The sequence below is a fragment of the Luteibacter sp. 9135 genome (assembly GCF_000745005.1).
GTDB lineage: Bacteria > Pseudomonadota > Gammaproteobacteria > Xanthomonadales > Rhodanobacteraceae > Luteibacter.
In genome coordinates this window covers 3,396,402-3,416,193 of the sequence record NZ_JQNB01000001.1, presented here as the reverse complement: position 1 = coordinate 3,416,193, position 19,792 = coordinate 3,396,402, and the positions used below count along the sequence as shown (strand labels likewise).

Annotated in this window: 21 protein-coding genes; 11 read left to right on the top strand and 10 right to left on the bottom strand. The window is 66.5% G+C overall.

The window, feature by feature from the left end:
- The gene (locus FA89_RS14355; RefSeq protein WP_036141451.1) at positions 1 to 648 is read right to left on the bottom strand and encodes a cytochrome c3 family protein; all 648 of its coding nucleotides are present in this window, start codon (positions 646 to 648) and stop codon (positions 1 to 3) included.
- Between the two features lie 148 nt (positions 649 to 796).
- Here FA89_RS14355 and FA89_RS14350 point away from each other — a divergent pair, with 148 nt between their 5' ends.
- From FA89_RS14350 to FA89_RS14335, 4 genes are all read left to right on the top strand, one after another.
- Positions 797 to 1,144, top strand: a complete 348-nt coding sequence (locus FA89_RS14350) for a hypothetical protein (protein WP_036141449.1) — start codon at positions 797 to 799, stop codon at positions 1,142 to 1,144.
- Between the two features lie 79 nt (positions 1,145 to 1,223).
- On the top strand, positions 1,224 to 1,694 hold the full coding sequence (locus tag FA89_RS14345; RefSeq protein WP_185754384.1) for a DUF4142 domain-containing protein: 471 nt from the start codon (positions 1,224 to 1,226) through the stop codon (positions 1,692 to 1,694).
- Positions 1,695 to 1,732: 38 nt separating this feature from the next.
- Positions 1,733 to 2,923 carry a zinc-dependent alcohol dehydrogenase gene (locus tag FA89_RS14340; protein ID WP_036141442.1) on the top strand — a complete coding sequence of 397 codons (1,191 nt, stop codon included), beginning with the start codon at positions 1,733 to 1,735 and terminating at the stop codon, positions 2,921 to 2,923.
- Positions 2,907 to 3,326, top strand: coding sequence for a hypothetical protein (locus FA89_RS14335; RefSeq protein WP_051938811.1), 420 nt, complete (start codon positions 2,907 to 2,909; stop codon positions 3,324 to 3,326). Before FA89_RS14340 ends, FA89_RS14335 begins: the two co-directional genes overlap by 17 nt.
- A 31-nt stretch (positions 3,327 to 3,357) precedes the next feature.
- On the opposite strand, the gene FA89_RS14330 is transcribed toward FA89_RS14335, so the two are convergent.
- A complete protein-coding gene (locus FA89_RS14330; protein ID WP_036141439.1) occupies positions 3,358 to 3,780 on the bottom strand; it encodes a hypothetical protein in 423 nt (140 codons plus the stop codon).
- Between the two features lie 88 nt (positions 3,781 to 3,868).
- Here FA89_RS14330 and FA89_RS20285 point away from each other — a divergent pair, with 88 nt between their 5' ends.
- The 3 genes from FA89_RS20285 (at position 3,869) to FA89_RS14320 (ending at position 5,697) form a co-directional block, all read left to right on the top strand.
- The gene (locus FA89_RS20285; RefSeq protein ID WP_185754383.1) at positions 3,869 to 4,018 is read left to right on the top strand and encodes a hypothetical protein; all 150 of its coding nucleotides are present in this window, start codon (positions 3,869 to 3,871) and stop codon (positions 4,016 to 4,018) included.
- 69 nt (positions 4,019 to 4,087) lie between these two features.
- Positions 4,088 to 4,846, top strand: a complete 759-nt coding sequence (locus tag FA89_RS14325) for a histidine phosphatase family protein (protein ID WP_036141434.1) — start codon at positions 4,088 to 4,090, stop codon at positions 4,844 to 4,846.
- Positions 4,846 to 5,697, top strand: coding sequence for an NAD(P)H-hydrate dehydratase (locus tag FA89_RS14320; RefSeq protein ID WP_036141431.1), 852 nt, complete (start codon positions 4,846 to 4,848; stop codon positions 5,695 to 5,697). The genes FA89_RS14325 and FA89_RS14320 overlap by 1 nt, the downstream gene beginning before the upstream one ends.
- Before the next feature lie 12 nt (positions 5,698 to 5,709).
- On the opposite strand, the gene FA89_RS20280 is transcribed toward FA89_RS14320, so the two are convergent.
- Both FA89_RS20280 and FA89_RS14315 read right to left on the bottom strand, forming a co-directional pair.
- Positions 5,710 to 5,874, bottom strand: coding sequence for a hypothetical protein (locus tag FA89_RS20280; protein ID WP_185754382.1), 165 nt, complete (start codon positions 5,872 to 5,874; stop codon positions 5,710 to 5,712).
- Positions 5,864 to 6,340: a DUF2243 domain-containing protein gene (locus FA89_RS14315; RefSeq protein WP_036141428.1), complete on the bottom strand. Its 477-nt coding sequence runs from the start codon at positions 6,338 to 6,340 to the stop codon at positions 5,864 to 5,866. The genes FA89_RS20280 and FA89_RS14315 overlap by 11 nt, the downstream gene beginning before the upstream one ends.
- 414 nt (positions 6,341 to 6,754) lie before the next feature.
- Between FA89_RS14315 and FA89_RS14310 the strand changes: the two genes are divergently transcribed.
- Positions 6,755 to 8,389: a Na/Pi cotransporter family protein gene (locus FA89_RS14310; protein ID WP_036141425.1), complete on the top strand. Its 1,635-nt coding sequence runs from the start codon at positions 6,755 to 6,757 to the stop codon at positions 8,387 to 8,389.
- Here FA89_RS14310 and FA89_RS14305 read toward each other — a convergent pair.
- The 5 genes from FA89_RS14305 to FA89_RS14285 form a co-directional block, all read right to left on the bottom strand.
- Positions 8,368 to 9,627, bottom strand: a complete 1,260-nt coding sequence (locus FA89_RS14305; RefSeq protein WP_051938810.1) for a histidine-type phosphatase — start codon at positions 9,625 to 9,627, stop codon at positions 8,368 to 8,370. The two genes, FA89_RS14310 and FA89_RS14305, sit on opposite strands and share 22 nt — an antisense overlap.
- A 13-nt stretch (positions 9,628 to 9,640) precedes the next feature.
- Entirely contained in the window at positions 9,641 to 12,376 is a 2,736-nt protein-coding gene (locus FA89_RS14300; RefSeq protein ID WP_036141423.1) for a TonB-dependent receptor, read from the bottom strand.
- A gap of 68 nt (positions 12,377 to 12,444) precedes the next feature.
- The gene (locus FA89_RS14295; protein ID WP_081916623.1) at positions 12,445 to 13,581 is read right to left on the bottom strand and encodes a phosphatidylinositol-specific phospholipase C1-like protein; all 1,137 of its coding nucleotides are present in this window, start codon (positions 13,579 to 13,581) and stop codon (positions 12,445 to 12,447) included.
- A 163-nt stretch (positions 13,582 to 13,744) separates the two neighbouring features.
- Entirely contained in the window at positions 13,745 to 14,458 is a 714-nt protein-coding gene (locus FA89_RS14290; RefSeq protein ID WP_185754381.1) for a hypothetical protein, read from the bottom strand.
- Entirely contained in the window at positions 14,455 to 15,729 is a 1,275-nt protein-coding gene (locus FA89_RS14285) for an MFS transporter (protein WP_036141417.1), read from the bottom strand. Before FA89_RS14285 ends, FA89_RS14290 begins: the two co-directional genes overlap by 4 nt.
- A gap of 442 nt (positions 15,730 to 16,171) precedes the next feature.
- On the opposite strand from FA89_RS14285, the gene FA89_RS14280 reads away from it, so the two are divergent.
- Positions 16,172 to 16,372, top strand: a complete 201-nt coding sequence (locus FA89_RS14280) for a hypothetical protein (RefSeq protein ID WP_185754380.1) — start codon at positions 16,172 to 16,174, stop codon at positions 16,370 to 16,372.
- 10 nt (positions 16,373 to 16,382) lie between these two features.
- Here FA89_RS14280 and FA89_RS14275 read toward each other — a convergent pair whose 3' ends face one another.
- On the bottom strand, positions 16,383 to 17,528 hold the full coding sequence (locus FA89_RS14275) for a neprosin family prolyl endopeptidase (protein ID WP_051938809.1): 1,146 nt from the start codon (positions 17,526 to 17,528) through the stop codon (positions 16,383 to 16,385).
- Positions 17,529 to 17,937: 409 nt separating this feature from the next.
- Here FA89_RS14275 and FA89_RS20275 point away from each other — a divergent pair, with 409 nt between their 5' ends.
- Positions 17,938 to 18,108, top strand: a complete 171-nt coding sequence (locus FA89_RS20275; protein WP_185754379.1) for a hypothetical protein — start codon at positions 17,938 to 17,940, stop codon at positions 18,106 to 18,108.
- Between the two features lie 92 nt (positions 18,109 to 18,200).
- Entirely contained in the window at positions 18,201 to 19,778 is a 1,578-nt protein-coding gene (locus FA89_RS14270; RefSeq protein ID WP_036141412.1) for a hypothetical protein, read from the top strand.
- Positions 19,779 to 19,792 lie beyond the last annotated feature (14 nt).

The following is a 19,792-nucleotide window of genomic DNA, read 5'->3' as shown; positions in this document are numbered from 1 at the left end:
TCATCGGTGGCATACCGAGCAGTCGGTGAGACGGCGACGGTCGATGCGGTACGCATCCACCAGGGTCATGCCCAGCCGATCGTCCTCGGGACGAGGCGGTTGCAGGGTGAACACGCGGTCGCGTGGCCGGACCGCCCGCTCCGGATGCCGATGGCAATCCAGGCACCAGTCCATCGACAGCGGCGCCACGCGTCGGGTGAGCGGCATGCGGTCCACTGGGCCGTGGCACGACACACAGCCGACGCCCTTGGCGACGTGGATCGAATGATCGAAATAAACGAAATCGGGCAGGTCGTGGACACGGTTCCAGCGCAACGGGATCCCCGTACGCCAGCTGTCGACGATGGATGCCAGCAGCGGCTGGTCGGTGAACAACTGGGAGTGACAGGTCATGCAGGTGGAGATCGGCGGCATGCCGGCGAAGGCATCCGTCTCCACGCTGGCATGGCAGTAGCGGCAGTCCAGGCCTACCTCGGCGACATGGTGCTTGTGACTGAACGGTACCGGTTGTTCCACGGCCTCCCCTTCATTGTTCGGCTCACCGGTCACCGTACGCCATACGGCGATGCCGATGACGAGGGCGACGCAAAGCGCGACCAACACCAGCTTCGCGTAAAGGCCGGAGCGCGCGTGGAATATCTGTGCCATCTCCCCTCGGCGATCCGGTGAAACGGCAAAAAAAACTAGTCGCCGGTTTGTGCGCGCGACGTGAATACAGGAAGGTGAAGACGCGGCGACACATCACCTGACAGAGGGTGCACGCCACCCTGCGCATCCTGTCGATGGAGGTACCACGATGAAGCACAGCTATCGGTTGGCGATGGTCCTGATCGCCGCGACCGCACAGGCCTGGGGCGTTTGGGCGCAAGAGAAACCCCATGATGACGCCGGCGAGACAAGCGTCAACGGTGGCAGACCGCAGAACGTCGCGCCGACGCCGCGCACGCGCGAGCGGCTGGGCCAGGAGAGCCTGATGGACGGAATGAACACGACACGCTCGCCGCAACCGGCCAAGCGTGACGAGCACGGCGCGCCGAAGGTGACGCCACCCGCGGGGCAGGGCACGGACAACGCGCGTGGCCTGCCTGCGTCGGAACGTCGACCTCCGGGCAGGCACGGGGGCGCTGATGACACCTCGCGCTAAAGGAAGCCTGGCCGTCCTGCTCGCAGTGACGTGCGCCGTCGGTGGTGAACAGGTACACGCCCAGCGGCGCGGTGAAACGATGAAGGTCACCGCCGCCGATGAGCGCAAGGCCACGGTCACACCCACGGACGAGGGCTTCGTGCGCAATGCCAGCGGGGCCTACCAGTTCGGTAGCCGCCTGGCCATGCTCGCGGCCACGCGCGGCGAAGGTGCTGCGGGCAAACGCTTCGGCGAGACGCTCGTGAAGGATTTCATCGAACTGGGCGAGCGCCTGAAGCCCGCGGCGAGCGGTGAAAAGGGTTATCAGTGGGCCCATGAGCCGCAACCGGCGGACGAGAAGACGCTCGCTGCCCTGGAGCGCCTGTCGGGTCGTGAACTGGACGATGCCCTCAAGCCTCAGTTTGTCGCTTTGCTTCAGCGCCTGGACGCCGTGTTCCAGGCAGAAGCGGAAAAAGGCCGCGATCCTGATCTCAAGCCGCTGAGCCGCGACGCGGCGACGTGGGTCAAAAAACGACTTGCCGAGGCCAAGGCCTTGCCCGGCGGTGCCTGATGGCACCGCCGTCTTTTCTCCACCGACCGGAGTAGCCGATGCTTGCCACCACCTATCGCCGCCCATATCGGGTCAGCGCGCGCCAGATACCCGATCCCGTGATCGAGCATCCGCAGGATGCGATCGTACGGGTCACCCGCACCTGCATCTGCGGGTCCGACCTGCACCTGTATCACGGTCTCGTTCCCGACACGCGCGTGGGTTCGGTCTTCGGACACGAGTTCACCGGGGAAGTGGTGGAGGTGGGCGGCGACGTGCAGCGCCTGAAGGTGGGGGACCGCGTGCTGGTGCCATTCAACATCTTCTGCGGCACCTGCTACTTCTGCCAGCGTGAGTTGTACAGCAACTGCCACAACGTCAACCCCTCTGCCACAGCGGTGGGCGGTATCTACGGTTACTCGCACACCACGGGCGGCTACGCCGGCGGACAGGCGGAGTATGTACGCGTGCCCTTCGCCGATATCGGTCCGACCGTGATCCCCGACGACATCGACATCGAGGATGCCGTGCTGCTCACCGATGTGGTGCCGACCGGCTACCAGGCGGCCGAGATGGGCGATATACGGGAAAACGATACGGTGGTGGTGTTCGGCGCCGGCCCGGTGGGCATCATGGCGGCGCGTTGCGCCTGGTTGATGGGCGCGGGCCGCGTCATCGTCGTCGACCACGTGGACTATCGACTGGATTTCGTGCGCCGCTACGGCCCGGCGGAAACGGTCGATTTCCGCGAAGTGGGTGACATGGCCATCCATATCAAGAAGATGACCGACGGGCTCGGTGCCGACGTCTGCATCGATGCGGTGGGCTGCGAAGCCGCAGGCAACGCACTGCAGCGCCTGACCGGCGTGACCATGATGCTTCAGGCAGGCGCGGCCACGGTACTGCACTGGGCAATCAACTCGGTGCGCAAGGGCGGCAACGTGTCCATCGTGGGTGTCTACGGTCCCACGTTCAATGCCGTGCCGATCGGCAACGCGCTCAACAAGGGCCTGACGCTGCGCATGAACCAGGCCAGCGTCAAGCGCCACCTGCCGCGGCTGATCGAGCACATTCGCGCGGGCCGGCTCGATCCCAAGGCACTGATCACGCATCGCGTCCCGCTGGAAGAAGTCAGCGATGCCTACGAGATGTTCTCCGGCAAGCGCGACGGCTGCATCAAGGCTGTCCTGCTCCCACCCGGAGCCGATACCGCATCCACCCGGGAGACGCCCCATGTCGCAGCCGTTTGATCGATCCACCATCCCCGGCTGGGGTGCCGACCTCGACCGGGCCGATCGTCCCGCGGTACCGATGGAGCGTAAGCCCCCGCGACTCGAGGGCGTTCACTGGTCCGAGCCGTCCCCTCAGCCACCCAGCGTGGAGATCCTGCAGTCCATCGAGTACTTCCGTCGGCCGCCGGTGTTCGGCACCAGCGTGCCGCCCCGCGGGGTTAGTGGCTGGATCCGCCGCAGGGCCTTTCGCCACAGCGAGAACAATCTTCGCCACTGGCTGATGTTGCTGGCGGCGGATCGGGTCGACGCGGTGGAGGGCTTTGTCGCCGACGCGCGTCGATCTCCGCGTGCACGCAACGCCGCGCTGGTCGGCGGGGTCGCCTTGGCCGGTCTTCTACTGGCTCGCGCGGCACGCCGCTGATCGATCGGCGTGCTGCGGCCCGCCCCGGGGATCAACGGCGCGGGTCGTGGCGCGTGCGCTTGTCGTCGACGCTGCGCTCCGTGCGCGTATCGTGCGGGGGTCCACCCGCACCGGTGGCGCCGCGCTCGCTGGCAGCAATGGCCCGGGTTACATCATCGTCAGCGGGATCGGTGGAGGCATGCGAGCCCGCTCCCGGCGATCCACGGCCGGTGATCGCGGTGGCGCCGAGGGCACTGAGCACGTCACGCACTTCGCTCTCGCTCGCCCCGTCGTCCAAGGTGATCTCGAGCCGGGACCGACCCACCTCCGCCGGGTTTTCATCGTGGCCATCGGCCTCGGCGGGCCGGTCCACCAGCGGCTGTACGCGCGCATGGCCCAGGCCTCGACCCATGAGCTTGTCCATGGCCGCCATGGCGGACTGTTGATCGGCGAAATGGGCGGTGAGTTGCGACATGACGTTTCCTCGGTGGGTGATGACGCCACGATGCGTGTCGACGCGTCATGGTCCCGCATCAGTTCAATGAAGCAGGAGTGACACTCGCATGGGTACGAACGATCCAACGCCTCCCTCCCGTCCCACGGTCAGTGCCATCGGACGCGACGTCTTGCTCAAGCTCGTGGCCGTCGTCGCGGGCGCCATCGTTACGCTCGGCGCGGTCGGCGTCGCCGTCTATGCGCTGGTGGCGAGGTGACGCCCAGACGGACGCCGCCTTCACACCGACGGCGGAATCCTCGGCCATCAACGTCGAACGAGATCTTCCATGGCCGCCGATCCTTCCGCGAACGCGGGCAAGCTCTATATCCTCCGCCACGGGCAAAGTGCGGGCAATGTCGCCCGCGACGAGGCGGAGGCCGCCGGCGACGAGATGATCACGCTGAAGCACCGTGACGCCGATGTGCCGCTGTCGGCACTGGGCACGCGCCAGGCGGAGGCCGCGGGTACGTGGTTCGCCTCGCGTGCCGCGCACGAACGCCCCGATGTCATTCTGTCCTCGCCATTCGTACGCGCCCACCAGACGGCGGCGATCGTCGCTTCCGCCCTCGGTATTCCCGAGCGCGCCATCGAGGTCGACGAGCGCCTGCGGGAGAAGGAGTTCGGCATCCTGGATCGTTTCACGCGCAAGGGCATCGAGGCGCAGCACCGGGCACTGGCCGAACAGCGCAGCCTGGTCGGCAAGTTCTACTTTCGTCCGCCCGGCGGCGAAAGCTGGTGCGACGTGATCCTGCGGCTGCGAAGCGTGGTGGACGGCATTCGCCTGCGTGGCCCCGATCATCGGATCCTCGTCGTCGGGCACCAGGTGATCGTCAACTGCTGCCGCTACCTGCTGGAAGGCCTGCGTGAGGACGAAATCCTGGCGATCGATCGGGAAGGCGATTTTCCCAACGGTGGCTACGCGGAATACGACATCACGCCCGGGCCGCCAGTCGGCTTCGTGCTTCGGCATGGACGCTTCGTGCCTCCCACGCTGGACAGCGACGAGGTGACGACCGCGAAGGACGCACCGGCGGGGGCACGCTGATGGCCGCGCAACGGATCACCGGGGCCGTCCTGCGTCGCTGGCCGCTGCCGTCACCGGAAGCCGCGGCCAGCAAGGAGGACCGGGGTCGCGTGCTGGTGGTCGGCGGCTCGCGCCAGGTCCCGGGTGCCATCGCGCTTACCGGGGAGGCGGCACTCCGCGCTGGCGCCGGCAAGCTGATGATGCTGACGCTGGCCGATCATGTCGCCGGACTCGGCGTCGCCATGCCCGAAGCGGCAGTGGTCGGCGTCGCTGCCACGGACGCGGGCGAGCTGGACGCGCTGAGCACCTCGTATGTCGGCCATGTGCGCGCGGCGAGCGCGGTGGTCGTAGGGCCGGGCATGGCCACGGCGGCATCGCCCGTGTCCGTTCAGGTCGCGCGCGCCGCGCGCGCGGTGGTCCTGGATGCCGGAAGCCTGCATACCGATGCCGTCCAGGCTGCGCGTGGACGTGCGGTACTCACACCGCATGTGGGCGAAATGGCGGATCTCATGGGCGTCACGCCGGCGGAAGTCGCGCGTCACGCCGAGGCGTTGGCCCAGGTCGCGGCGGATCGCTTCGATGCGGTCGTGGTGCTGAAGGGTCCGACCACGTGGATAGCGGCGCCGGGCCGTACGCGGTGGGTGCACCACGTGGATGCGCCGGGATTGGGCACCTCGGGCTCGGGCGATGTGATGGCCGGCGTGCTGGCGGGACTGCTGGCCCGAGGCGCGGATCCCGTGCAGGCGGCCGTATGGGCGGTCGCGTTGCATGCCCGGGCCGGGGTCATCGCGGGCCGGCGCATCGGCACGGTCGGTTATCTGGCCCGCGAACTGCTGCCGACCATCCCGCGACTGCTCGATCGGCTTCGCTGATGCCAAGCCCTCTTAAAATGGGCCGCAGCGGAAGCTGAGGATCTCCTCGACGGTGAGGCGAACGGGAAAGAGGAGCGGGCGCCACACCGGCGCGGTCGCCAGGATCACACCCAGCGCGATCGCCAGCACAGGCAGCCAGCGCCGCCCGCCGGCAGGACGACGACGCTCAGTGGTCATCACGCACCGGACGGCGCGCGAGCACCCACCCCAGCACGATCATGGCCGCGCCCCAGGCGAGAAAGGCCCCGTCCCAGATCGGGCGCATATCGGACGGAACCGTTTCGTTGACGTGGTGCATGCCCAGCCACTGATGGTCGATAAGACCTTCCACCACGTTGAACAACCCCCATCCCAACAGCAGATGGCCGATCCACAACCGGCGGTCGTTGCGTCCGCTCGGGTGGTAGCCCGCACGCCATAGCGCCACCATGCCGCCGAGCACGAGCAGGTAGGTGAGACTGTGGAACGCGCCGTCCCAGCGCGTATTGATCTGCAGGTTACGCAGGCTGTCGATCGGATACCAGCTGCTGACCATGTGATGCCACTGCAACAGCTGGTGCAGGACGATGCCGTCGAAGAATCCGCCCAGACCGAGTCCGAACAGGATGCCCGCAAGGCGGGGGAAAGGGCCCTGTGGTGGCATGGCAGGTGTCTCCGGGCGCGCTGCGAAGGGCAGTCAGGGTTTCGCAGGCGGCGTGGTCTGTATGCCCCGCGGGCGTGATCGCGTGACGACGTCGCTGTACGGGGCGTGCTGACGCGGCGGTTGACCTTGTCGGCGCGAGTCAAGACAATGCCCGCGCCTCGCTTCGACACGCGCGGCGCATGTTGTCCACTTACACCAAGGCCTATGGACGTTCATCCCAGTAGCGTCGTCGGTTTCCGCGTCTTGCGGGCATCGGCGGCTCACCACAATCAGACCGCTCCCGGCGATCGCGCCCGGTCGGCTGGCGTTTTCCGCTACTAGGAAACCCGGCCCACTCCTTGCGGCCGCCGCGGGCGCCGTTACCAGGAGATGGGCTGTGAAGCTCTTTACCCGTGTTTCCGGCCGGGGTACGCCATGAACGGCATGCTCGGCCTCCTCGATCTTTTCGGCTACGTGGCGCTGCTCCTGTGGGGCACGCACATGGTGACCAGCGGCGTCCTGCGTGGTTATGGCAGCGCCTTGCGGCGCTGGCTCGGCCGTTACCTGGCCCATCGCCCGGCGGCGTTCGCCTTCGGTGTCGTCGTCACCGCGTTGCTCCAGAGCAGCACGGCCACCGGCCTCATGGCCACCTCCTTCGCCGCCAGCGGTTTCCTCGGCCTGGCCCCTGGCCTGGCCGTGATGCTCGGCGCCAACGTCGGCACGACGCTGATCGTGCAAGTGATGTCGTTCGATATCTCGGTGGTCGCGCCCGTGCTGATCCTGCTCGGGTTCACCATCCACCGACGCACGGACGATGCGCGCTACGAAAACCTGGGCCGCGTGGCTATCGGGCTGGGCCTGATGCTGCTGTCGCTGCATCTGCTGGTAGGGACGCTCGCCCCGGTGGAGAATGCCGCGTTCCTGCGCGCCATTGCATCGAGCCTGGCCTCCGAGCCCGTACTGGCCGTGCTGGTCGCCGCTTTGCTCACCTGGCTGTTCCACTCCAGCGTGGCCATGGTGCTGCTGGTCGCCTCGCTCGCCACGACGGGCGTGGTGGATGCCACCGGGGCCATGGCGCTCGTGCTCGGCGCCAATCTCGGTGGCACGCTGCCGGCGCTGTTCGAAGCGGACACGCCGGTGGCGCGTCGCCTGCCGCTGGGTAATCTCATCGTTCGTGGCATCGGCTGCGTCGTCTGCCTGCCGTTGCTGCACCCGATCGCCGTGGCACTGGCCCCGTTGGACGCGTCGCCAGCGCGCATGGCGGTCAACTTCCACACGGCGTTCAACCTCGCGCTGGCCATCGTGTTCCTGCTGCCGGTCGAACGCATGGCGGGGCTGCTTGTGCGCCTCCTGCCGGACCCGCCGCGTCCGGACGACCCGGGGGTGCCACAGTACCTCGACACCGGCGCGCTGGACTCCGCCAACGTGGCGCTGGCCAATGCCACGCGCGAAGCGATGCGCATGGCCGACATGGTCGAGGGCATGCTGAAGTGGGTGGTCGAGGTGTTCGGCAAGGACGATCGCGTGCGTGCCCGTTCGATCGGGCAGATGGATCCCTGGCTGGATCGCCTGGGCGTGGCCATCCGCGATTACCTGACCGACCTGGGCAGCGAGGCGCTCAACGAGGAGGATGCGCGGCGCAGCCAGGACATCCTGGCCTTTGTCATCAACGTGGAGCACATCGGCGACATCACCGCCAACAACCTGATGGAGTTCGCCGCAAAAAAAGCGGAGCGCGGTCAGGACTTCAGCGCGGACGACATCCAGGACCTGGCCCTCATGCACGGCCAGCTGATGGAAAGCCTGCGCCTGGGTTTCGCCGTGTTCATGCATGGCGACCTGCGTGCGGCGCAGGGTCTGCTGGCACGCAAGGAAACGCTCTGGCGGCTGGAGAACGATGCCGCCGACCGTCACCTGCGTGCGCTGCGCGAGCGTCGCGATGCGACGGCCGGTGGGGATGTCTACCTGCGCATCCTGCGCGACCTCAAGCGGATCCACTCGCATGTGGTCGCCTTCGCCTACCTGCCGCTGGAACGGGCCGGCATGCTTCAGGATCGCCTGGTGCGCTGAAGGGCGGCGGCCTTGCGGAGCGTGTCAAGTACGACATCGGCATCGCAGGGCGTGGGTGCGGCCGGGCAGGCGGCGGGCAGCAGCGGCTGTCGGGCCGGTGGCCGCGCGAGGGACAGCGCTACGCTCTCGCGCAACTGCGTCGGCGTCTGCGCCTGGTAAGTCACGGTCACGTAGCGGTGGCGCGTCGTGGCCGAACGCCATACGGCCAGCTCCAGTGCGCCGCCCACCGGCGGGTCATCCTCGGCATAGCCCGGCATCTGCACATGCACGCCCAGCACGCCGGCAAGCGCGAGGATGTTGTTGTCGCTACCCACGAAGAGGCTGAGCCGGGGCGCGTCCGGCTGCTGCAGCAAGGTCACCACGTGGCCCGCCAGCACCGATGCCACCCGGTCGGCCACGTAGGAGGGACGCGCGTGGACCGCGAACAGCAGCGCGTGGAGTTGCGAGAGGGCAAGGAAGCCCGCAGCGTCCACGCGCCCCCAGCCGACGTCGGCCAACGGCATACCTTCGAGGTAGGCCATGATGATCGCCTCGGCCGTGCCCGAGGTTTTCGCGATGGGGCCATCCAGCGCGATACCACGTCCGTCCTTCGCCAACGACAGCGAGCCCTTCCAAGTCGCGGGGTGGCAGACGTCCTGGGTGTCGCCCTCCTTGCAACCCATGACGCGGGAGAACACCTCCATGGCGCCGCGATGCGTGGCCGTGAGCGCGTCCGGGCCATGGGTCTCGCGTTGTATGGCGTCGACCGCGAGCTTCCCATCCCAGTCCACGGCATCCGCCGCGACCGGGTTGAAGATCGGGTCGACCTGGCCTTCCGGCAGGTGATCGACTACCAGTGCACAGCCGGGTGCGAAGCCGTCGGCAAAGGCCTGCGCGCTGGCGATGGTTCGCTGGTCGGTGTTGGCCCAGAGGCGGATACGGGCCGCCGCCGGGCATCCCGTCGCGGGCACTAGTCCCGCAACGGCCAGCCGCTCCCGGTCGTAGCGCGCCATGGCCATGACCCCGTCCCGCCCGTGGCGGGTCAGGATAGAGGGCGCCACGGGCCACGACGGCCACGGCTTGCCGTGAACCTCGTCGACCTGGATCTCGCCCGGCAGCGGCGAACGGACGCCGTGCCGGTAGACCATCACCACCTGTTCCAGGCGAAGATCGTCGTGCGCCTGGCCCGGTCCGGCCAGCAGGAGCGCGGCGGCGGCCGCGATGACACGGACGGATCGACGGTACGTGAGTGGTCGCATGCGGTATCCCTGCTCAGAACGTGTAGCTGAGGTTGACCATGTAGATGCGCCCGGTCTGGACGTAGGCACCATCGGCACCCGGATCGTACGCCAGGTAGCGGCGCGACTTGCCGGAGGTTTCGTAGAACGTGGCATGGTCGAGCAGGTTCTTGACCGAGATACCCACGCCCAGCCCGTAGGGCAGATCGTAGTTGGCCGAGAGGTCCAGCGTCTTCACCGGCTGCAGGTAGTAATCCAGGCCATTGCCGTTGAGGCCGATCAATTGCACGCCGGTGTAGTTGTAGATCAGGTCGGCGTGGAATCGGTCATCGCGGTAGAACAGGTCGGCGTTGTACATGCGCTCGGGTGCGCGCGGCAGCCAGGTGGTGGACGGATGATCCTCGCGACCGCTGTGCGCCGAGCTGTGCTGCACCGTGAGGTTGCCGCCCACGCCGAAGTGGCTCCACAGGCCCGGCAGGGTGACGAACTGCTTGCGCAGCGCCATCTCGATGCCGTAGATCTTCGCCGCGCCGCCGTTCTCCGGCATGCTGACCGGCACGCCACCCGTCAGCACCGTACCGGTGGGCACGTTGCCGCCCAGCGTGCTGTCGTTGCCGGTGGACGATTGCGAGGTGAAGATGAAGTCGTTCAGGCGTTTGTAGTACGCCGAGGCGGTGACCATGCCGCCCGTGGTGTCGTAGAACTCCGCCGAGAGGTCGAGATTGTCGGCGGTGGTCGGCCGCAGATCGGGGTTAGGCTTGGAAATGCCGACCACCTGGCCGGTGACGTCGTCGATCGAATAGTTGGTCTGCCCGGAGATCAGGCCGAACGCCGGCCGGCTGAAGCTGCGCCGCAGCGACGCACGGTAGACGGTCAGCTCGTCAGGGCGGTAGTTCAGCGCGATACCGGGAAGGATCTCGCCGTAGCGCTTGCCCTGGTTGACGAAGACGCCCGTCGCGTCATCGCCGTTGGAGCGCCACGACGTCGCCGAATAGTCGGTCAGCTCGTAGCGAACGCCCGGCGTGATGGTCAGGTCCTGAACGCGGAACGTGGCCATGAGGTAGCCAGCGACGATGTTTTCCCGGCTCGACGTGGTGTTGGCGTTGTAGTCGTTGGCCGTGTATATACCGCTGCCGTTAGGATCGTCGAGGTACTTGTACGGTACTGCCTGGTCGAGCACCCAGCGGCGGTCGATGAGCTTGAACGGGCCGGCATAGCGACCATCGAACGGGTGGGTCACCAGGCGTCCCGGGAGGTTGGCGAGCGACGGCCCGCCCGCGGCGTCGAACGAATAGTCAGGGCCACCGAAGAACGGTCCGCCGTAGACGAAGTTGTTGTTGTCGTGCGAGAACGGATGATCGTAGGCGTTGCGTTTTGACGTATCGCCGGAAAGCCCGAAGGCGATGTTCTGGAGGGACTGGTCGGCGAACGCATAGATGCCGTCGATGTGCGCGTTGATGCGGTTATCCCGGCTACCCGCATCGCTGCCCTGGGTCTTCCAGAAGCTGTCGGTCGACAGGCTATAACCGTAGTTACGCACGGCGGCCGGGGTGCCGGCGAGGTTGGGGAACGTGGGGTTGCTCAGGTTGAAGGCGAACTGCCCCGTCGTGAGCGGACCGTACAGGCTGGCCTCGACGTAATCGGGCACGTTGCGTGAGCCGACGCCGTAGGACGTGCCATAGCCGAGTGTGAGCGCGTCGATCGTGCTGCTCCCGCCCAGTTGCAGGGTCGCGGTCTTCTGTTTGATGTCGCGCGTGTTGAAATAGCCGCCACGCAGCGCCATGGTTGCGGTTTCGTTACGGGCGGACATCTGGTTCTGTTCGCCCTGCACGTCGTAGACGCCATAGATGGCACGGGCGAACAACGAGGTCGTTTCGCCGTTCCAGTCCAGCGACACGTTGCCGCCATACCGCTTGATCTGGTTCGTGTAGACGCTGTACTTGTACTGCGAGCTCGCTAGCGGGCCGGCCTGCGACAGATCGGTGGCCGAGGCGTTGGCCGCGTTCAGCGGCTGGTACTGCGCATTGGGCGCCACGGCTTCCGCGGCGTTGTCGTACTTGCCGTAATAACCGGCCGCATACAGGCCCAGCTGTTTCGACGGCCCGAACCTGTGCGCGAACTCCTGCTGGAACACGCCGCCCTTGTCCGGCAGCCCGCGGTGGTCGGCCAGGTCGTTGAGCCGCCCCTGCACCGTCGTCTTCGCGTAGGTGTCGCGGGCGAAGTCGAACGCCGTCGGCGTGCGCATGTCGATCGTTCCGCCGATGGCATCGCCGGGCATGTCGCTGGTAGGGGTCTTGGACACCTTCACCGACTGGATGCCGAACGGGGCCAGCATGTCCAGCGAGATGGCACGCGTGGAGGCGTCGGTCTCCGGCAGCGCGAAGCCGTTGAGCGTATAGGCGTTGTAACTGGAATCCAGGCCGCGGATCGTCACGTACTCGCTTTCGCCGGTGGCCGCCTGGCCCAGGTGCATATCGCTGTAGGACGACAGGCCCGGCAGGTGCGCCAGCACATCGGCGATGTTTGCCGACGGCACGGCCTCGATCTGCTGCTTGCTCATCACCGTGGTCACACCGGTGCCCAGGCGCTGTTCGTCGACAGTGCCGGCAGCGACCACCTGGGCATCCACATTCATGCCCTTCAAGGCCGTGACCTTCTTGTCGCTGGTGTCCGTGGTGCCGTCCACGTCGTTCGCGTGTACCGGCGCCACATGGAGGAGGGCGGTGACGATGGCCAGCGTGAGCAGGCAGGGAGAAAGGGACACGCGCATGGAGACCTCGAGCAGGGAAGGTAAGGGGGCAAACGGAGGGGAAGGCAGGAAAGCGGCGGCAGAAAGCGCTAGCGGTGTGTCAGGTCCATACGCGCGCAGCTTTCGTGGAGACGCAGCGGATCGCAGCGGGCCACCGCGTTGCCAGGGAAGGCAACGACGTAGCCGGTGGACGCCGGCTCATGGGCCGGGAAATCCGTGCTCAAAAGCTGTGCGCCGCTGGCGAGCATCGCGTCGCGGCGACGCACGTCGTCGTGGGTCGCCTCGATCAGGTCGGCATCGGTGCGTGTACGCACGAGGTAGCCCTGGCGTACGCGCTTTGCGATCTCGTCCGCCGGTCCGTCGTTCAGTTCGAGGAAGGCGGCATCGTCTTCCCCGGGTGTGGCGTTGGTGAACATGGCGCGACCGCGCAGCGCGGGGTGGCCTTGCATGTACGCCTTGCCGACCGAATGCTGGTCGAGGAGGAAGATGACGTGGCCACGCGCCGCGGCCAGCGTGGGCCACCCATCGTGACGCACCGCTTCGTCCAGTGTGGCGTAACGGCCACGAACGTCGTCCGGGGCGATGTAGGAGGAACGCGGAAAGACGCGGCGAACTTCGGCGTCGAGCCGGTTCATCGCATCGGCGTCGAACGGTTCGGGCACCACGGGTACGAAGGGTACGGAAAGCGGCAGCGCCTCTTCTTCCGTTTCAAGCAGGATGAACAGCGGAAGATGGCCGGGGTGCGCGAGCGACCAGGCGCGCAGTTCATGAAGGCATGCCTGCAAGGGCTCGCAGGTGCTGCGTTGATCGAGGTCCTGCACATGCATGACCTTGAACCCGGGCGTCGCCATGACCTGCGGATCGGCGAACGGCGCATCGGCGGGAAGCCCCGCCGCGGCCACGCGGCCGACGATCGCCGGGTGGGCGTAGCGTCCGCCGAGGCGGTCGCCATAGACATCCAGTTCCACCTGGCGTACGCCGTCGTCCAGCTGCTTCGACAAGGCGGGGTGGGCGTAGTCGAGTTTCGCGAACAGCGAAGGATCGATTTGCTTCCAGACGGCAGCCTCGCCTGGTGCGAGGCCTGCGTGGTAGCTGTTATGGCTGCCGATGTACTGCACGTCGTTGATGCGGGTCGGCGCTTCCGCGCTCGCCCCGCAAGGGAACAGCGCCAGCAGTACGCCGACGAGCGAAAGCATCCGCACGGGCTGGTGGTACGAAAGGTTCATGACGATGCAGCCCCAGTGCCAAGGAGAATCGCCGGCGGAACCCGTCGATGGGGATCGAAGATTCGCAGCGATTAGCCCTGCACGTTATCGGCACATTGTTACTCCGCCACGAATGTGCTGTGACAATGGACATCCATACGGCCGTGTATGTCGGCCATGCGTGTCAGAAATCCCGGCTGATCGTCGCTACCCACGGTGCCACACGGTAGTCGTGGAGTGGTCGATGAAAGGTGCTGGCGATGCGTTGCACCGCTACATGCCAGGCCATCCGGTTCCAGTCGAGACCGAGATGGCCGTAGGCGAACCAATGCGGCCTCTGGTCGTTCGCATACCAGTGGCGAGGAGCAAGATATTGCGCCTCGCCCACTGCGGTATCGAGCGAAAGATAGGCCGTCAGCGGCCAGTGGAACGCCGCATCGACTTCCGCGTGCGGACGCGGCGAGCCATGTGCCAGCGACACGCTCCACAGACTCAGGCTGAACACGTCGCGATAGATCGCCGTCGCACCGACCTGTGTCTGGTCAAGCGTGCGTGCCATGCGATCGTGGCTCGGATACCGGTAATGCGCCACCGAGGCCTGCAGGTCCCAACGATCCGACAACGGCCACGCCTTGCCGACCTGGAGGATGGCTTCGAGCGCGTGGCGGGGTCGCCCGGCCTGGTAGCTGCCGGAAGCGCCCACCGACCAGCCAGAGGTGCCCACGCGCGTTTCGTTGGCCTGGATGACAGGGCCTCGTCCGGCCATGGCCACGCCGAGCCCGACCAGTTGGGAACTGACGCCGACCGTCCCGCGCCATGCATCGGCCAAGGCGGACGTCGAGTCGAAGGCAAGCGGCATGCAGGCGACGAGCAGGGCCGCGCGAACTCGTTTCTTCAAACCGTCAGGGCCGCCGGCGCACGGATGCGCCACGCCAGCGCGGCGGCGATGCACAGCGCCACACCCGCCAATAGCAGGATGTGCCGGGGATCGTTACCGAGAAGGCGATAGAAAACCCGCACGGTGAGCACCTGGATGAGCATCGGTACGACGATGAAGGTGTTGAATATCCCCATGTAGACGCCTGCGCGCTCGCGGGGAATTGACGAGGCCAGCATCGCATAGGGGTTGCCCATCATGCTGGCCCAGGCGATGCCCAGGCCGATCATGGGTACGATCAGCAGCCATGGCGTAGTGATGGCCGGCACCGCCACGATACCCAGCCCGCCCAGCAGGAGCGACGCGGCATGCAGCCGGGCCGGTCCCACCCTGCGCAGCAGCGGCAGCATGGCGAACGCCATGACGAAGGCGACGAAGTTATAGGCGCCGCCGATGCGTCCGCTCAGCAGCGCGGCATCGGTGAAATGCGGATCGTGTGCGTTCGTGGTGCCGTACAGGGCGCGTGCAAGGGAAAGAGCGACGTACTGCCAATAGCAGAACATCGCATACCACTGGAACAGCATCATCGCCGCGAGCTGGCGCATGGTGGCGGGCATATCTCGCACGGCGGTCCATACGTCGAGAACGGCCGTGCGCAGCGATAGCGGCGTTGCCTCGTCGGGCACCACGGGTGACTCGCGTGTGGTGTAGACCGACCAGGCGATGGAGGCCACCGACACCACACCACCGATGATGAAGGCGACTTCAACCGCGGCCGGCACGCCGTGCGCGTTGGTCCGGTCCGCATGCATCCCGAGCATCACCAGCATGGACGGCATGAGGTAGGCCAGTGTCTGCGACAGGCCGGTAAAGGCGCTCTGCACCATGAACCCGGCGGCGTGCTGCGCGGGCGGCAGCATATCGTTGACGAAGGCGCGGTAGGGCTCCATCGTCACGTTCGCGGCCGCATCCAGTACCCAGAGCAGGCCCGCGGCCATCCACAGGGTGCCGCTGCCGGGCAGGGCGAACAGGCAGGCGCTGCACAGGATCGCTCCGACGACGAAATAAGGCGTACGACGACCGAAACGCGACGTGGTGCGATCGCTGAGCGCACCGATGAGTGGCTGGATCAGCAGGCCCGTGACGGGGCCGGCCAGCCACAGGAGTGGCAGCGAGGCATCCTCGGCTCCCAGGTATTTGTAGATCGGGCTCATGAAGCCCTGTTGCAGGCCGAACCCGAACTGGATACCGAAGAAGCCGACATTCATATTGAATATCTGCCATAGCCGCATCGACCTGGGGCTGGCGAGTACGGATCGAAGCGGGATGGCGGAACGCGCAAGCATGGTGGAGACGCCGAGAGGACAGGGTTGCGCCAGTGACGGTCCAGCAAGCGCTCTCTGTCGATGACAGGGTGCGGCTGAGCGGGGCCGTCGTGCCGCGCGAAGGCTCCACTAACGAGCAATCGATTGCAATACGTGTCGCAGCAGCTATCCGACTATGCGGAAGTCCGCAGCAGGAACGCCTATTTCCGGCGAGCAATCGGTGCCGAATGCCGCTAGCTTAGCCACGCGAAGTCCCGTTTATGCAGCAGGCAAGACCGTTATGAACCTTTCCCGATCGCATACTCCCCTGGCAGAGGCATCTTCCGGTTCGGACGTTTTTCCGTCCGCACAGGTAACGGCTGATATCGATGCGATGCTCCGCCTCCAGCGCATCCGTCGGGCGAACCTCATGGGTTTGATGGAAGAACTGGGTCCCGAAGGCCTGGAGCCCCGTATACGGAAATCTAAGCTGCTCGGCCTGTCGCGCGAAGCGTTGCAGCGCGCGATCGGTGGCGGTGGCCTGGCCGAGGAGGAAGCGCGCGAGGTGGAGTGGGCGATGAACCGGCCCCGGGGCTGGCTTGACGCCGACCACCGGGGCGAGCCCGACTGAGTCTCTTCGCTCAGTGGCAACCCGGCCCACCGAAGTAGAAACCTTCACCGGTCGTCATTTCCGGTGACGGCGCGATCGTGCTGGCCCCGGGCACGACTCCGCCATAACGCTGTCCGGCAAACGCGATCGTGTAACACGCAGGATCGCTGACGACCACGCTCGACAATTGCGTGACGGCGTGCGAAGCAAGGGCACTGTCGATATAGAAGTGGTTGGCCTGGAAGGCTGCCTTGCGATAGCCATTGGCCGCGAAGACGCCGCTGCCCATGGGAGTGCTTGCGCCGCCACCATTGGCGTACGTCTCGCCGCCGGCGGTGAATGCAGTGTTGCTGCTTGTCGTGGCAAGGTCGCCCGAGTACAGCGCCGCCTTGTAATACCCCACCCAGGTGCCATCGACGTTGAGCCACCAGTTGCCGTCGGCATTGCGCTGGTAGGCCACCTTCACCACGCCCTGCGCACCGTTGGTGCTGCTGTAACGGCTGGCGGCGAAGGCCACGCCGAAGACATTCCCCGATGCCACCTGCACGAACTCGCCGCATTCCAGGTTGTGGCAGCCGGTGCTCACGTAGCCGTCCTGCGTCGAGTAGACGAACAGGATGGATTGGTTACCCCAGGTGCCGTAGCTGGGCCGACGTTGCCAGCCCACTTCCAGGGTCTGCGTCTGGTTGCTGCTGCTGGCCCCGTCAAGCCATATCTGGCTGATCGACATGTAGTCGTTCGAGGTGACGAAGGCCGGGTTCCAGATATTCAGGTCGGCACCGGCGCCGGCGATTTCCGCACCACCCATGCTGGCGAACATCGAGGCGTAGTGATGCGTCGACGATGCATCCGCGGTGGCGAACCCCGATGCCTGCCGGTGTGCTTCCGGAGCGGGGCTCCTGGCGAAGAACGCTTTCAGGCTGGGGAAGCGGGTGAGCTGGTCCAGGCCCACGCGTTCCAGCGGGATGCTACCCGCCGGGCAGGTCGAAGGAACCGTCGAAGACGCGCTCGATGCATGCGTGGCGATCGGCCCCGACGCCGGCGGTGAGGCGATAAGGCTGCCGTCGCGCAAGGCCGGCTGCTGCCCGGTGGGAATGCAGTCGTACGTGGTGCCCTGCTCGGCGAACGAACGGAACACGGTCACACCGTCGTAGCGGTTGCGCAGGTAGTGGCGCATGTCGGCAGGCCGGGTGGGAGTTCGTGGTGATCGTGGGTACCCTGGGTGATGCCCCGCACGTCGGCTTCGCCGTGTAAGGCGCGCCGAGCTTAGTGCCGCCATCCGGTGGGAAAGTGTGACCGGGATCTCGCGTGGCGCGAGGATACGCAGTGATCCGTATGCGTTTTCGTGCCGTGGAAAGCCGTGGGAAAGCCATCGTTTGCGGTCATGCACGGATCGTCGTCGGATGTGACGAACGCTCCGGGCGACGACGGCTTTTCCAGGCGCGCCTTGTCTGGCCGTAAAAGCACGTTTTCGGCAATGGATGCCGGTTTTCAGCAACCCGTAGGCAGGGGGCGGTTCGTCGGCGATACGCCGTGCTAGCTTCGTCGAGCCGCGCTACCGCGGCCTCACCCAGTGGAGCATTTTCATGGACCAGCGTGATCTCGCCATGCAAGACACAGGAATGATGAATCCGTTCGGGATACCGATGGACGGCCCGCTGCAACGTACGATGGCGGCGTTCAAGCACGAGCCGAAGATCGACGACACCGGCGATATCGGTCGCATCGGCTCGCGCGGTGGTGGCGACTGGGGCTGATCGCCAGTCGATGATCCGCGCGACAGCGCGGTATCGTGACCATCGGGCCGCTCCCTCATGGGGAGCGGCTTTCTCATGAAGGGGGCCATGGTTTGATCAAGGCGGACATCGCACTGCACGACCTCTCGCTGTCGCCATCCTGGCACGACGGATCGGTGGTCGTCGGACCCGGCCGGATCACGCCTTACGCGCATCGCATGCTGGAATCCTGCCTGATCGTCACGACGGATCGCTGGTTCCTCGTCGTGCGAGAACGACAGGCGGGCACCGATGGCCTTGCTGCGTTCGCCGGCGAGCCCTGCGCGACGAGGCACGTGGACGAGGACGCGTTTCATCACCTTTACCAGGCGTGCGTGCTCTGGCCGCTCGATTACGTGATGGTGGAGGTGGCACGCGTCGGCTGCCGCCTGCGGATACGGGCGGGCATGCTCGGATCGGCTCCCGTGTATGCACGGGCGACGAACGATCGGATCACTTTGTCGTGGGATTCCGCCGATTTCGCCGCGTTCCCCATGGCCCTGGATACGGAAGTCGTCAGTCATCGTCTGGCGATGCACACGATGTATGCCGCGCGGCAGCCGTACAGCGGCGTCACGATGCTCACCGAGCGCGCGTCGCTTTACGTCGAACCGGGTAAGGCCCACCTGCGATATCCCGACCCGGTGGCGCCCAGCGCCCCGCGCGAGGATCGGGAGGGAGAGGACGACCTGCCCGCCTTCGAGGCCGCCTTGCGGCGAAGCGCCGCCGCTCGACCCGTCGGGGAGCATGCGACGGTGGAGCTCAGCGGCGGCATGGATTCCGCGACCGTGGCGACGGTGCTGCGTTCGCTGGGCACGACTCTCGCCAGCCGGGGCATTCTCCTGGACGGCGAGGTGCGCGACACGCAGGTGCCGCGTCGCTCGCTCATTATCGATCGCCTGGGCCTGGCGGATGCGACCGTCGACATTGCCGACTGGCCGCCCGATCTGGACATGGCGCCCGTGGGCGCGCAAGGGTTCTATCGCGAGTTCTATCTCGAAGCCTGCATGGCGTTGTGGTCATCGGCGCGAACCCAAGGTCGCGACACGCTCTTCACCGGCGTCGGCGGCGACGAGCTGTTTCCCGCCTACGCTGGCGAAGCGATGCCCGGCGCGGCGGTGGACCCCGGCTGGGTCGGCGAATCGGCGACCTGCGCGGAAGGTCTGCTGACACCCCGGGCGCGCGAGGCGGCGCGCAGCCTGCGCACGTTCGACGCGCCAGCGGGTCCCGTGCCGATGACATCGCTGATCGCCAACGGCTGTCGTGCGCCGGACATGTTGCGCCATGGCCAATGGCCCGTCGCGCCGCTTGGGGATCCGCAGCTGGTGGCGTTCTGCCACCGGTTGCCACGGGCCAGCCGACGGGGCAGGGAGGTGATGCGACGCTACCTCGCATCGCAACTGGGCGCCGACGTGTTTCCACAGGGGTACAGCAAGGAAACCTTCGCCCACGTGCTGCCCCCTTTGATCGCGCGGCATGCGCTTTCGCTGACCGCGCAGCTGACGCAGTGCGCGCTGGCCGACATCGGGCTGGTCGAACCGCGTGCGGTGCTCGCTTTGCTGGACACCGTGGTGCGCACGCAGTCCCATGGGGCGACCTCCGCCCTGGCGAATTTCCTCTGGCTGGAACGTTTCGCACGGCAGACCGCGTGAAACGGGTCGGTCGA

Bases quoted from the DNA above. Each gene is read 5' to 3' on its own strand.
- FA89_RS14315 (WP_036141428.1), bottom strand. From the start codon at position 6,340: ATGCCACCACAGGGCCCTTTCCCCCGCCTTGCGGGCATCCTGTTCGGA.
- FA89_RS14295 (WP_081916623.1), bottom strand. From the start codon at position 13,581: ATGAACCTTTCGTACCACCAGCCCGTGCGGATGCTTTCGCTCGTCGGC.
- FA89_RS14330 (WP_036141439.1), bottom strand. From the start codon at position 3,780: ATGTCGCAACTCACCGCCCATTTCGCCGATCAACAGTCCGCCATGGCG.
- FA89_RS20280 (WP_185754382.1), bottom strand. From the start codon at position 5,874: ATGACCACTGAGCGTCGTCGTCCTGCCGGCGGGCGGCGCTGGCTGCCT.
- FA89_RS14340 (WP_036141442.1), top strand. From the start codon at position 1,733: ATGCTTGCCACCACCTATCGCCGCCCATATCGGGTCAGCGCGCGCCAG.
- FA89_RS14320 (WP_036141431.1), top strand. From the start codon at position 4,846: ATGGCCGCGCAACGGATCACCGGGGCCGTCCTGCGTCGCTGGCCGCTG.
- FA89_RS14350 (WP_036141449.1), top strand. From the start codon at position 797: ATGAAGCACAGCTATCGGTTGGCGATGGTCCTGATCGCCGCGACCGCA.
- FA89_RS14305 (WP_051938810.1), bottom strand. From the start codon at position 9,627: ATGCGACCACTCACGTACCGTCGATCCGTCCGTGTCATCGCGGCCGCC.
- FA89_RS20275 (WP_185754379.1), top strand. From the start codon at position 17,938: ATGGACCAGCGTGATCTCGCCATGCAAGACACAGGAATGATGAATCCG.
- FA89_RS14300 (WP_036141423.1), bottom strand. From the start codon at position 12,376: ATGCGCGTGTCCCTTTCTCCCTGCCTGCTCACGCTGGCCATCGTCACC.
- FA89_RS14345 (WP_185754384.1), top strand. From the start codon at position 1,224: ATGAAGGTCACCGCCGCCGATGAGCGCAAGGCCACGGTCACACCCACG.
- FA89_RS14335 (WP_051938811.1), top strand. From the start codon at position 2,907: ATGTCGCAGCCGTTTGATCGATCCACCATCCCCGGCTGGGGTGCCGAC.
- FA89_RS14275 (WP_051938809.1), bottom strand. From the start codon at position 17,528: ATGCGCCACTACCTGCGCAACCGCTACGACGGTGTGACCGTGTTCCGT.
- FA89_RS14355 (WP_036141451.1), bottom strand. From the start codon at position 648: ATGGCACAGATATTCCACGCGCGCTCCGGCCTTTACGCGAAGCTGGTG.
- FA89_RS14325 (WP_036141434.1), top strand. From the start codon at position 4,088: ATGGCCGCCGATCCTTCCGCGAACGCGGGCAAGCTCTATATCCTCCGC.
- FA89_RS20285 (WP_185754383.1), top strand. From the start codon at position 3,869: ATGGGTACGAACGATCCAACGCCTCCCTCCCGTCCCACGGTCAGTGCC.
- FA89_RS14310 (WP_036141425.1), top strand. From the start codon at position 6,755: ATGAACGGCATGCTCGGCCTCCTCGATCTTTTCGGCTACGTGGCGCTG.
- FA89_RS14280 (WP_185754380.1), top strand. From the start codon at position 16,172: ATGGGTTTGATGGAAGAACTGGGTCCCGAAGGCCTGGAGCCCCGTATA.
- FA89_RS14285 (WP_036141417.1), bottom strand. From the start codon at position 15,729: ATGCGGCTATGGCAGATATTCAATATGAATGTCGGCTTCTTCGGTATC.